Origin of the sequence: Nonomuraea sp. NPDC050547, from assembly GCF_044457345.1 — a bacterium.
GTDB lineage: Bacteria > Actinomycetota > Actinomycetes > Streptosporangiales > Streptosporangiaceae > Nonomuraea.
The window spans coordinates 24,314-35,091 of record NZ_JBITGW010000038.1; the positions used below are offsets into that span (position 1 = coordinate 24,314).

Annotated in this window: 12 protein-coding genes; 8 read left to right on the plus strand and 4 right to left on the minus strand. The window is 71.1% G+C overall.

Annotated elements, in window-relative coordinates; all coding sequences use genetic code 11:
• The first annotated feature begins 34 nt into the window (after positions 1-34).
• The 3 genes from ACIBHY_RS53180 to ACIBHY_RS53190 are packed head-to-tail and all read left to right on the plus strand — an operon-like array spanning position 35 to position 2,173.
• Positions 35-664: a class I SAM-dependent methyltransferase gene (locus ACIBHY_RS53180; RefSeq protein ID WP_397310879.1), complete on the plus strand. Its 630-nt coding sequence runs from the start codon at positions 35-37 to the stop codon at positions 662-664.
• 10 nt (positions 665-674) lie between these two features.
• Positions 675-1,115, plus strand: coding sequence for a DinB family protein (locus ACIBHY_RS53185; RefSeq protein ID WP_397250413.1), 441 nt, complete (start codon positions 675-677; stop codon positions 1,113-1,115).
• Between the two features lie 29 nt (positions 1,116-1,144).
• Positions 1,145-2,173 carry an alpha/beta fold hydrolase gene (locus ACIBHY_RS53190; protein WP_397310880.1) on the plus strand — a complete coding sequence of 343 codons (1,029 nt, stop codon included), beginning with the start codon at positions 1,145-1,147 and terminating at the stop codon, positions 2,171-2,173.
• A gap of 7 nt (positions 2,174-2,180) precedes the next feature.
• Here ACIBHY_RS53190 and ACIBHY_RS53195 read toward each other — a convergent pair whose 3' ends face one another.
• Complete coding sequence (locus ACIBHY_RS53195) at positions 2,181-2,861, minus strand: TetR/AcrR family transcriptional regulator (RefSeq protein WP_397250417.1); 681 nt, start codon at positions 2,859-2,861, stop codon at positions 2,181-2,183.
• Between the two features lie 103 nt (positions 2,862-2,964).
• Between ACIBHY_RS53195 and ACIBHY_RS53200 the strand changes: the two genes are divergently transcribed.
• Positions 2,965-3,675: an NAD(P)-dependent oxidoreductase gene (locus ACIBHY_RS53200; RefSeq protein ID WP_397250419.1), complete on the plus strand. Its 711-nt coding sequence runs from the start codon at positions 2,965-2,967 to the stop codon at positions 3,673-3,675.
• A 6-nt stretch (positions 3,676-3,681) separates the two neighbouring features.
• On the opposite strand, the gene ACIBHY_RS53205 is transcribed toward ACIBHY_RS53200, so the two are convergent.
• Positions 3,682-4,497: a class I SAM-dependent methyltransferase gene (locus ACIBHY_RS53205; protein WP_397310881.1), complete on the minus strand. Its 816-nt coding sequence runs from the start codon at positions 4,495-4,497 to the stop codon at positions 3,682-3,684.
• A gap of 192 nt (positions 4,498-4,689) precedes the next feature.
• Here ACIBHY_RS53205 and ACIBHY_RS53210 point away from each other — a divergent pair, with 192 nt between their 5' ends.
• From ACIBHY_RS53210 to ACIBHY_RS53220, 3 genes are all read left to right on the plus strand, one after another.
• Entirely contained in the window at positions 4,690-5,394 is a 705-nt protein-coding gene (locus tag ACIBHY_RS53210; RefSeq protein WP_397250423.1) for a VOC family protein, read from the plus strand.
• Positions 5,395-5,500: 106 nt separating this feature from the next.
• Entirely contained in the window at positions 5,501-6,748 is a 1,248-nt protein-coding gene (locus tag ACIBHY_RS53215; RefSeq protein ID WP_397250425.1) for an MFS transporter, read from the plus strand.
• A 6-nt stretch (positions 6,749-6,754) separates the two neighbouring features.
• Positions 6,755-7,879, plus strand: coding sequence for a M20/M25/M40 family metallo-hydrolase (locus ACIBHY_RS53220; RefSeq protein WP_397310882.1), 1,125 nt, complete (start codon positions 6,755-6,757; stop codon positions 7,877-7,879).
• A 96-nt stretch (positions 7,880-7,975) separates the two neighbouring features.
• Here ACIBHY_RS53220 and ACIBHY_RS53225 read toward each other — a convergent pair whose 3' ends face one another.
• Positions 7,976-8,296: a hypothetical protein gene (locus ACIBHY_RS53225; protein ID WP_397250429.1), complete on the minus strand. Its 321-nt coding sequence runs from the start codon at positions 8,294-8,296 to the stop codon at positions 7,976-7,978.
• 149 nt (positions 8,297-8,445) lie between these two features.
• On the minus strand, positions 8,446-9,237 hold the full coding sequence (locus ACIBHY_RS53230) for an alpha/beta fold hydrolase (RefSeq protein WP_397250431.1): 792 nt from the start codon (positions 9,235-9,237) through the stop codon (positions 8,446-8,448).
• A gap of 95 nt (positions 9,238-9,332) precedes the next feature.
• Here ACIBHY_RS53230 and proS point away from each other — a divergent pair, with 95 nt between their 5' ends.
• Positions 9,333-10,766, plus strand: a complete 1,434-nt coding sequence (gene proS / locus ACIBHY_RS53235; RefSeq protein WP_397310883.1) for a proline--tRNA ligase — start codon at positions 9,333-9,335, stop codon at positions 10,764-10,766.
• Positions 10,767-10,778 lie beyond the last annotated feature (12 nt).

A 10,778-nucleotide genomic window follows, 5' to 3' on the forward strand; every position in this document is an offset into this window, starting at 1 on the left:
TGACCCTGGGCGCGTCACGACGGAAGGAACCTCGATGAGCACCACCGATGCGGCCACGTTCTGGGACGGCGTCTACACCGCCCGCCCGGCCGCCACCGACCCCCGGCCGAACCACCGTCTCGCCGAGACGGTCGCGGACCTGCCGCCCGGCGCCGCGCTGGACCTCGGCTGCGGCGCCGGCGGCGACGCGCTGTGGCTGGCCCGCCGCGGCTGGCACGTCACCGCCGCCGACATCTCGGCCGTGGCGGTCGAACGGCTCGCCCGCCTGGCCCGTTCACGCGGCCTGGGCGACCGGATCGCCGCCGAGCGGCATGACCTGCGTGAATCCTTCCCGCGGGGCGGGTACGACCTGATCTGCGCCCACTACCTGCACACCCCGTTCGACCTGGACAGGGCGCACGTGCTGCGGGAGGCCGCGCACGCGCTGCGCGTGGACGGGCGTCTGCTGGTCGTCGACCACGGCTCAAGCGCGCCGTGGTCCTGGAACCAGGATCCCGGCGCCCGGTTTCCCGCCCCGCTGGAGGTCGCCGCGGGGATCGATCTGGACCCGGCGACGTGGACGGTCGAACGGGCCGACGCGCCCCGCCGGGTCGCGACCGGTCCCGGCGGGCGTAGCGCCGAGGTGACCGACCACGTCCTGCTCATCCGCCGCACGGCACCGTAAGGAGATCACGATGACCCGTAGAGACACGCCGCCGCCCCGCACCGGGGGCGGCGAGACCGAGGTTCTGCGCGGCTTCCTCGACTACCTCAGGACCTCGATCGCCGCGAAGGTCGACGGCGCCCCGGAACCCCAGGTCAGAACGGCGGGAGTGCCGTCGGGCACCAACCTGCTCGGCCTGCTCAACCACCTCACCTTCGTCGAACGCGCGACGTTCCTGGGAGACAAGGTCACCAACTGGCCGTCGACCTTCCGGGCCGCGCCGGCCGACAGCGTCGCCGACGTCGTCACCCGCTACCGGGAGACGGTCGAGCGCGCGAACGAGGTTCTCGACCGGAACAGCGACCCGGGCAGCGTCCGCTGGGCGCTCGTCCACATGATCGAGGAGACCGGCCGCCACGCCGGCCACGCGGACATCCTCCGCGAACTGATCGACGGCGCGACCGGCCGCTGACCCCACCCCTTCATCCAGGACAGGAACACATGATCTCCGCACCACGGCCACGCCGTCTTCTGCGCACGGCGGCCTCCGTCACGCTCGCCGTACTGCTCACCTTCGGAGCGGGCGCCTGCGCCACCCCGGCGGCGGGACCCGCTCCCGCTCCCACGTCGGTTCCCGCCCACACCGTCGCCACGCGGAACGACCCCCGGTTCACGAGCACCTTCCGGCACCAGTTCGCCGACGTGGACGGCGTCCGGATGCACTACGTGGCCGGCGGCAGCGGCCCGCCGGTCGTCCTGCTGCACGGCTGGCCGCAGACCTGGTACGGCTGGTGGCCGATCATGCCCGAGCTCGCCAAGCGCCACACCGTCTACGCCGTGGACTTGCCCGGGCTGGGTGACAGCACCGGTTCCCCGACCGGCTACGACAAGGCCACCCTCGCGCGCTACGTCCACACTCTGATGGCCGAGCGCCTGGGTGTGCGGGACGCCCGTGTGATCGGGCACGACCTCGGGGCCGCCGTGGCGTTCCAGTACGCCGCGCAGTTCCCGTCCGACACCGCCCGCCTCGGCTACCTCGACCTGCCGCTGCCCGGCCCCGGCGTCGACGCGCGCACCTACCGCTCGCTGAGCTGGCACATCGCCTTCCACTCCCAGCCGAAGGTCCCCGAGACGGTGGTGGGCGACGACGTCCGCGACTACCTGGCCCTGTTCTACCCCCAGGTCTCCTTCGGCGGAACCGCGTTCGGCGGCACCTCGACGCGATCCCCGTTCACCGACGCCGAGATCGACGAGTACGCCAGGACCTACAGCCGCCCCGCGGCCCTGTCCGGCGGCTTCGACCTCTACCGCAGCCTCGACAAGGACGTCAGCGACGCCAAGGCGGCGAAGCCGGTCCGCGTCCCGGCCCTGGTCATGAGCGCCCAGGGCCAGATCAAGGCGATCAGGGCCACGGTGGCCCCGCGCATGACCAACATCGTGCGGGCGGTGGACGTGCCGAAGGCCGGGCACTGGCTCGTCGAGGAGAACCCTCGGTTCGTCACCGAGGAACTGCTGCGCTTCCTCGCCTGACCACCGGTTACCGCCAGCCTTCCCGCCCGCGCTCCAGCCCGTCGAGGATCAGGCCGAGGCCGACGTCGAACTCCTCCTGGTAGGCGTAGCCGCCCTTGAGGCCGCGCTCGGCGAGCATCTCGGCGAGGTGCGGGAACTCCTCGTGCGGCAACTGCTCCATGATCGAACCCGCCACGTCCTCAAGCCCCTCCGGCGAGGTGAACGGCAGGCTGAGCTCCTGGAGGGTGAATCCGTAGATGTAGCTGTCCAGCACCGAGATCGCGTGCGAGGAGCCGGCGATCGAGAAGCCGCCCGAGCGCAGGCAGCCGATGACCGCGTCGTGGTGGCGCAGAGTGGCGTCGCCGGGGTTGGTGCGGGAGTCCATCAGGCGGATCGCCCACGGGTGGCGGGTGAGGGCCTCCCGCATCGAGGCCGACCTGCGGCGCATCGCCGCCTGCCAGCCGATGCCCGCGGGCGGCAGTTCGATCTCGCCGAAGACCAGGTCGATCATGCCGTCGAGGATCAGGTCCTTGTTGCGGAAGTGGTGGTAGAGCGACATGGCCTCGATGCCGAGGCGGTCGCCGAGCCTGCGCATGCTCGGCACGCCGGTGCCCGCCTCGTCGGCCAGCGCGACCGCCGTACGGATCACCACTTCTTTGGTGAGCGTGTTGCGCCGGGGCGCAGGCGTGCCGGCTGTCTCGGTGTCCACGACGTTCTCCTGCCTGTTCTGCTGGGACGGCTTGACAACCTTACACTGCAAGGTTCTACCCTTACACCGTAAGTGCAGGCGTGGTGGAGCAGAGGAGCGGGCCGTGGAACCGATCGGTTCGGGCAAGAAGGTGTGCGTCGTCGGCGCGTCGGGCAAGCTGGGGCGCTACATGGTGCGGCACGCGCTGGACCGGGGCTACGAGGTCGTGGGCGTCTGCCGGGAGCGGAGCGTGACCAAGCTCGCCGACTTCGAGGGACGCATCACCGTGATCCCCGGAGCCACCAACGCCCCCGCGGTCATCGCGCGGGCGGTGCGGGGCTGCGACGCCGTCCTCACGGTGCTGGTGCCCTGGGGCAGAAAACGCTATGCCTCCGGTACGGCCCAGGCCGTACTCGACCACGCGGGCAAGGACGCCCGCCTGGTCTTCTCCTGCGGCTGGCACATCACCCGCGACGGAAAGGACGTCTACCCCCGCGGCTTTAAGCTGTACGCCGCCGTGTTCGGCCGGCTGGCGAAACTCGCCGGGGTGGTCGACGTCGACGACCAGGTGGAGGCGTGCCGGAGGATCTTCGCCAGCGACACCCGCTGGACGGTCGTGCGCGGCAGCGACCTGGAGGAGGGCGACAGCCAGGGCCTGCCGGTGTGGAGCCGGCACGTGGGCGATCCGATCCTCGCGAGCAACCTGACCCGTCGCGTGGACTACGCCCGCTTCATGGTCGAGGCGGTGGAGGACGACGACCTCGTCCACGAGGCCCCGGCCATCGTGGGCCGGCTGACCCCCTCGGCCCTCGCGCACGCCGGCGATCCGGCATGAGCGCCGTCATCCCTTCGGGCGGGCCGCCCAGACGGTGCGTTCGGTGCGGACCGTGAGGTCGTCGCGGCGCAGGATGCTGTGCGGGCCGCCGGAGTCGAGCAACCGGTCGAGCGCGGCGAGATCGTCGGGCGCGAGTACGCCGGCGACGCTTCCACGGAGGCGGCGCAGGCTGCCGAGGGCGTAGCGGCCGACCGCCTCATCGCCGGAGCCGTCGATGTTCACGGTGAGCGTGCGTTCGCCCTCGATGACGAATCCGGCTGCGGTCAGCTTCGGCCCCCAGTCGGCGCCGCGGTGCGGCACGTGCTCGGCGTGGAAGCGGGCGCCGGCCGCGTGGCAGCGTTCTTCCAGGCCGGGGCGGTCCTCCGGGGCGTACTCGGGCAGGAATCGGGGGAAGCCGGCCAGCTCGACGACGGCGAACAGCCCGCCGGGCGCGAGGATGTCACGGACCTCGCGCAGCACGCGGCCGGGGTCGGCCATGTGATGCAGGGAGGCGGAGGCCCACACGAGATCGGGCGTGCCCAGATCCGGCCAGCCGGTGTCGAGGTCGGCCTGGATGGTCGTCACCTCTCGCGTACCCGCCTTCTCGCGCAGGCGGTGCAGGTGTTCGGGCGAGGAGTCGACGGCGAGGACGTGCGCCTCCGGGAAGCGGGTGAGGAGGGCGAAGGTTCCGGCGCCCGTTCCGCTGCCGAGGTCCACGATCCGGCGCGGGGGCGTGTCGATCGGCAGCCATGCGGTGATGGCGGCGAGGTGGTCGGCGAGAACTTCGGCGTCGAGGTCGAGGATCTCCGCCTGGTCGTGGTGAGAGGCGTCATGTGGGTGCATATCCCCACGTTAGAGCGGGCATGCGGATACGGCACGACGTCTTGCCGGATCCGCAAGACGATGGGCGTGCGGCCTGCCGGAGGCGCAAGGCCGCCGGATAAAGCGTTGGCGGCGCCGTCAGCGGGCCGACTAGCGTTGCGTCGTTCACACGCCTGGTGGGCGTGCCGTAAATCACCTGATGGGAGACGCCGGATGACCTCTCAGTTCGCCGCGCTCTGCTTCGACGCGAACGATCCACTCCGTCTCGCCCGCTTCTGGGGCGAGCTCCTGGGCCGGGAGGTGGCCGAGGACCCCCGCGACGGCGTGGTGCTGCTGCCGGGCGCCGGCACCGAGTTCCCCATCCGGTTCCTTCCGAGCCCGGCCGACAAGCTGGGCCCGAACCAGATGCACTTCGACCTGACGAGCGAGTCCCCCGAGGGCCAGGAGCGGACCGTGGCGCGGGCGCTCGAACTGGGCGCCGAGCACATCGACGTCGGGCAGCTGCCGGAAGAGGGGCACGTGGTGCTGGCCGACCCCGAGGGCAACGAGTTCTGCGTCATCGAGGCGGGCAACAAGTTCCTGGCCGACACCGGGTTCATCGGCGCGCTGTCCTCCGACGGCACGCAGGCGGTCGGGTACTTCTGGAGCCAGGCGCTGGCCTGGCCGCTGGTCTGGGACCAGGACGAGGAGACCGCGATCCAGTCGCCGCACGGCGGCTCGAAGATCACGTGGGGCGGACCGCCCGTGGCGCCCAAGCTCGGGAAGAACAGGCTGTACTACGACCTGACCGCCTCCGGCCAGGAGGAGATCGACCGTCTCGTCTCCCTCGGCGCGACCGTGACCGGTCAGGGCGAGGGCGGCCGGGTGGAGATGACCGACCCCGACGGCAACGAATTTCTGGTCCTGAACTCCCGATAACGGCCGGCGGGAATCTCTCAGGTCGCTCAACCGTTCGAAGATTGCTGGTGATCCTCGCTTGGCAGGGCCGCCCGCGCACTGATCCAAGCGCACAGAGGAAGACGACATGACCACGACCACCGGCTGGCGGCGCAACGTCGCCCTTTTCCTGACCGGGCAGACGGTTTCGCTGTTCGGCTCGATGATCGTGCAGTACGTGGTCATGTGGTGGGTGACCCTGCAGACCCAGTCCGGGCTGGCGGTCGCCCTCTACGCGGTGGCCGCGTTCCTGCCGCAGGGCGTGGTGTCGATCTTCGGCGGGGTGCTCGCCGACCGGATGAACCGCCGCGTGCTCGTGATGATCGCCGACGGCGGCATCGCCGCGGCGACGCTGGTGCTGGCGATACTCATGGCCAACGGCGTGACCGACCTGTGGATCGTCCTGCTGGCCGTCGCGGTGCGCTCGGTGGGGGCCGGAGTGCAGACCCCCGCGGTGCAGGCGATGATCCCGCAGATCGTGCCCAGTGAGCACCTGATGCGCGTCAACGGGATCTTCCAGACGATCCACTCGGCGATGGCGCTGCTCGCTCCGGCGGCCGCCGGAGCGATCTTCGCCGCGTTCGGCGTCGTCCCGGTCTTCTTCCTGGACGTGGTCACTGCGGTCATCGGCATCGGGCTGCTCGCGCTGGTCGCCGTCCCGACGCTGGAGCGCGTGGCCGAGTCGACCGCCTCCTACCGGCAGGACCTGGTCGAGGGCATGCGCTACATCAAGAGCCAGCCGGTCGTGCGCTGGCTGCTCGTCGTGTACGCAACGATCTTCCTGCTCACGGTGGCGCCCACGTTCATGACGCCGCTGATGGTGGCGCGCACCTTCGGCCGCGACGAGTGGATGCTGGCCGTCCTGGAGGTCGCCTTCAGCGTGGGCATGCTGCTCGGCGGCGTCCTGATCTCCACGGTGCTGGCCAAGCGCAGCCCGGTGGGGCTGATCCTCACGGCCGTCTACGGTTTCGGGCTCGCGACCGTCGCGCTCGGGCTGAGCACCAACCTCTGGGTCTTCTACGGGTTCATGTTCCTGATCGGACTGCTGGTGCCGCCGTTCTCGACCCCGTTCATGACCTTGATCCAGGAGACCGTCGAACCCGGCATGCAGGGGCGCGTGTTCAGCTACGTCACGATCGTGATGGCCCTGGCCACGCCCATCGGCACCGTCGTGTTCGGGCCGCTGGCCGACGTGGTCAGCGTGCAGGTCCTGCTGATCGCCGCGGGCGTGGCGGCCGTCATCGCGATCGCCTTCGCCGCCCGGCTGCCGTCCGGCCGGGCCACCATGGCCGCCGCACGCAAGCTGGCCGAACCGGTCCCGGAGTCCGTAACCTGATCGTTCATGGAGCCCGGACGCCTTCTGGAGCGGTTGATCGCCCTTGACTCCGTCAATCCGGACCTGGTGCCCGGCGGGGCGGGCGAGAGCGCCGTCGCCGGGTTCTGCGGGGAGTGGCTGGCCGCCCGCGGCTTCGAGGTCCACCGGCTGGAAGAGCGTCCGGGCCGCCCCTCGCTGGTCGCCGTCGCCCGGGGCTCCGGCGGCGGCCGCTCGCTCATGCTCAACGGCCACCTCGACACCGTGGGTACGGCCGGCTACGACGGCGACCGCCTCGGCCCGCGTACCCACGACGGCAAGATGTTCGGCCGCGGCGCGTTCGACATGAAGAGCGGCATCGCGGCCATGATGATCGCCGCCACCCGCGCCCGCGACGCCGGGCCGCGTGGCGACGTCATCCTCGCCTGCGTCGCCGACGAGGAGCACGCCAGCTTCGGCACCGAGGAGGTGCTGAGGTCCTTCACCGCCGACGCGGCGATCGTCACCGAGCCGAGCCACCTGGAAGTCACCCTGGCCCACAAGGGCTTCGCCTGGTTCGACGTGGTGATCGAGGGCCGCGCGGCGCACGGCTCCCGGCCCGACCTCGGCATCGACGCCATCGCCAAGGCCGGCCACTTCCTGGTCGCGCTGGAGGACCTGGGAGCGCGGCTCGCGCGGAGCCCGGCCCATCCGCTGCTCGGCGCCGGAACCGTCCACGCCTCCGTCATCCGCGGCGGCCGCGAGCCCTCCACCTACCCGGGCGAATGCCGCGTCACGGTGGAGCGCCGCACCGTCCCCGGCGAGGACCCGCGGGCGGAACTGACCGCCCTGCTGGACGACCTCGCCGCCACCGTCCCCGGCTTCCGCTTCCGCCTGGAGCCCGGCCTGCGCCGCGAGCCGTTCGAGGCGGACCCGGAGGCGGAGGTGGTCCGCGCCGTGACCCGCCACGCGCGGGCCGTCCTGGGCCACCCGCCCACGGTCCGCGCCGAACCCTTCTGGACCGACGCCTCCCTCCTGGACCGCGCCGGCATCCCCTGCCTGCTGTTCGGCGTCGACGGCGGGGGCGCGCACGCGGACGTCGAGTGGGTGGACCTCGCCTCCCTGAACCACCTCACCGACGTCCTCACCCGCGTCATCACCGACTTCTGCGCCTGAGGGCGCCCGCGCGCCGTTCGCCCGGCCTCGCGCGAGTACGGCCATGCAGTCGTTCCTGCCCAGCCACCGGATCGCCGCGGCGGCCAGATGACAGGTCTACGGCGTGATGACCTGCCACCTGGTGAAGTGCTTGCCGCCGGGGTGGTACGCGGTCGACTTGGCGCCGCTGTACACCCAATCACCCAGGACCGTGTTGCAGTTGAATCCGGAGCTGCACCACGTACCCGAGACACGGAACCGGCCGTAGACGCCGACGTCGCAGGCGGCACTGACCATGGTGTTGGTGGTCACGACGTCCTTGCACAGGGATGCGCCGGCGCTGCTGGCGCCGGCGCCGGATCCGAGACCGGCAGTGGTGAGGGCGGTGGCGAGGGCCACGACGGCGACGGCCTTGGGCAGAGTACGGCGGACTTGCATGAGCGTCTCCTTCGACCTGTCAGGACCTGCGACGGGAACCGTTGCGGCCATCCCGTCCATGGCCTGAGGTTGCCGGGCCACGCTCACCGTTGCCTCACCGCGCGCTCACCGGCCACCGGCGCACGCCGCGGTATCGATCCATCCCTCGGCTACTGGCCGGGCATCGGGGCGTCCAGGTAGGTCAGCACGACGTCACGGACCACGTCGGTGTGGCCAAGCCCGTTGAAGTGGGTCGTGCCGGGGAAGACCGCCAGCTGTGAAGCGGGCACACCGGCGAAGTCGCCGTTGACGTCGCCGCCGCGCAGCCGGAGGAACTCCACGGCGTGATCGAGCTTGACCGCGTCGCAGTCGCCCACGGTGATCAGGGTGGGCGCGGCGATGGCGCGGATGTCGTCATCCGGCCAGCCGGCGAAGCCGGGGTCGAAGGAGCCGAGCTTGTCGAGCAGGCTCTGCAGCCGCTCCGGGTGCGGTGACTTGGCGAGGTAGTCCTGCTCCATAGGGGTGCCGGCGATCATGTCGACGGTCATCTCGCCCACGGCGTCGGTGTTCTCCGAACGGTCACCGCGAGGGTGGAAGGACACCGACGAGACGACCGCCTTGCGGACCAGCTCGGGACTGCGGATCGCCAGATGCAGCGCGACGGCGCCGCCGACGCTGAAGCCGAACATGTCCGCCCGCGCCACGTTCAGGTGCTTCAGCAGGCCGGCCACGTCGGAGGCCAGGCCGGCCACGGTCAGCGGCCGGTCGACGTCGTTGGTGCGTCCATGCCCCTGGAAGTCGGCGGCGATGACCTGGCGGGTCGCGGCCAGGCCCGGAATCAGCGCGCCGAACTGCAGGTCGATGTTGAACAGACCGCCGTGCAGCAGGAGCAGCGGCGTCCCGCCGGAGCCGTGGATCTCGTAGTACATCTGCATGCCGTTCACCGGCGCGTACCCGGTCATGATGTCCTCTCTTCGGGGAAAAGTGACTACCCACCGTACGGCAGCACGCGAGAAAACCAGATGACCCGGGCCATGCGCCCCCCTAACCTCCCCGCATGGGACATGATGAACGCGGTGTGACACCTCAGAGCGAGGACTTCTCTGCCTGGTACAACGAACTGGTGGCCAAGGCCCAGCTCGTCGACCGGGGGCCGGCGAAGGGCACCATGGTCATCCGACCGTACGGCTACCGCCTGTGGGAACTCCTCCAAGGAGAGCTGGACCAGCGGATCAAGGACACCGGCCACGAGAACGCGTACTTCCCGCTGCTGATCCCGGAGAGCTATCTGCAGCGCGAGGCGCAGCACGTCGAGGGCTTCGCGCCCGAGCTCGCGGTCGTCACGCACGCGGGCGGCAAGGAGCTGGAAGAGCCGCTGGTCGTCCGGCCCACCTCAGAGACGATCATCGGCGAGATGATGGCCAAGTGGGTCTCCTCCCACCGCGACCTGCCCTTGCTGCTCAACCAGTGGGCGAACGTCGTGCGCTGGGAGCTGCGGCCCCGGATGTTCCTGCGCACGACGGAGTTCCTCTGGCAGGAGGGCCACACCGCGCACGCCGACGAGGCCGGCGCGATGGGCGAGACGATGCTCGCCCTCGGCCTGTACACCGAGGTCTGCCGCGACATCGCGGCGCTGCCCGTGGTGCCCGGTGAGAAGACCGCCGGGGAGCGGTTCGCGGGCGCGGAGCGCACGTTCACCGTCGAGGGCATGATGCGCGACGGCAAGGCGCTTCAGGCCGGCACCTCCCACTACATGGGGACGAACTTCGCCAAGGCCTTCGAGATCCGGTACACCTCACAGGCCGGGCGGCTCGAGTGGTGCCACACCACGTCCTGGGGCATGACCACGCGGATGATCGGCGCCGTCGTCATGACCCACGGCGACGACAAGGGGCTGGTCCTGCCGCCTCGGCTCGCGCCGTACCAGGTCGTGATCGTCCCGATCGGCCGGGGCGAGGAGGCGCCGGCCGCCGCCCGCGATCTCGCGGACCGGCTCAAAGCGGCCGGCGTCCGCGCGCACGTCGACGACCGTGACCATCTCTCACCCGGCTACCGGTTCAACGACTGGGAGCTTCGCGGCGTCCCGGTCCGGCTCGAACTCGGTGCGCGTGAGCTGGAGTCCGGCACCGTGGTCATGGCCATGCGGCTGGGCGAGGAGGGCAAGCGGACGATCCCGCTCGACTCCGTCGCCGCGATCATGCCCGGCGTGCTCGCGGACTTCCAGGCCTTCCTCCTGCGCCGGGCCACCGGCTTCCGCGAGGCCCGCACCCGCGCCGCCGGCACCTGGGAGGCGTTCGCCGACGCCGTCACCACGGGCTGGGCCTCGGCCCTGCACTGCGGCCGCGCCGTCTGCGAGGACGACATCAAGGCCGAGAGCGCCGCCACGCCGCGGTGCGTCCCGCTCGACGCACCGCCCGAGAGCGGCGCCTGCGTCCGCTGCGGACAGCCCGCCGCGTACGGCAAGCGCGTGCTGTTCGGCCGCTCCTACTGACCTCACGCGGAT

Bases quoted from the DNA above. Each gene is read 5' to 3' on its own strand.
- ACIBHY_RS53215 (WP_397250425.1), top strand. From the start codon at position 5,501: ATGACCACGACCACCGGCTGGCGGCGCAACGTCGCCCTTTTCCTGACC.
- ACIBHY_RS53225 (WP_397250429.1), bottom strand. From the start codon at position 8,296: ATGCAAGTCCGCCGTACTCTGCCCAAGGCCGTCGCCGTCGTGGCCCTC.
- ACIBHY_RS53210 (WP_397250423.1), top strand. From the start codon at position 4,690: ATGACCTCTCAGTTCGCCGCGCTCTGCTTCGACGCGAACGATCCACTC.
- ACIBHY_RS53205 (WP_397310881.1), bottom strand. From the start codon at position 4,497: ATGCACCCACATGACGCCTCTCACCACGACCAGGCGGAGATCCTCGAC.
- ACIBHY_RS53185 (WP_397250413.1), top strand. From the start codon at position 675: ATGACCCGTAGAGACACGCCGCCGCCCCGCACCGGGGGCGGCGAGACC.
- proS (WP_397310883.1), top strand. From the start codon at position 9,333: ATGGGACATGATGAACGCGGTGTGACACCTCAGAGCGAGGACTTCTCT.
- ACIBHY_RS53190 (WP_397310880.1), top strand. From the start codon at position 1,145: ATGATCTCCGCACCACGGCCACGCCGTCTTCTGCGCACGGCGGCCTCC.
- ACIBHY_RS53220 (WP_397310882.1), top strand. From the start codon at position 6,755: ATGGAGCCCGGACGCCTTCTGGAGCGGTTGATCGCCCTTGACTCCGTC.
- ACIBHY_RS53180 (WP_397310879.1), top strand. From the start codon at position 35: ATGAGCACCACCGATGCGGCCACGTTCTGGGACGGCGTCTACACCGCC.
- ACIBHY_RS53230 (WP_397250431.1), bottom strand. From the start codon at position 9,237: ATGACCGGGTACGCGCCGGTGAACGGCATGCAGATGTACTACGAGATC.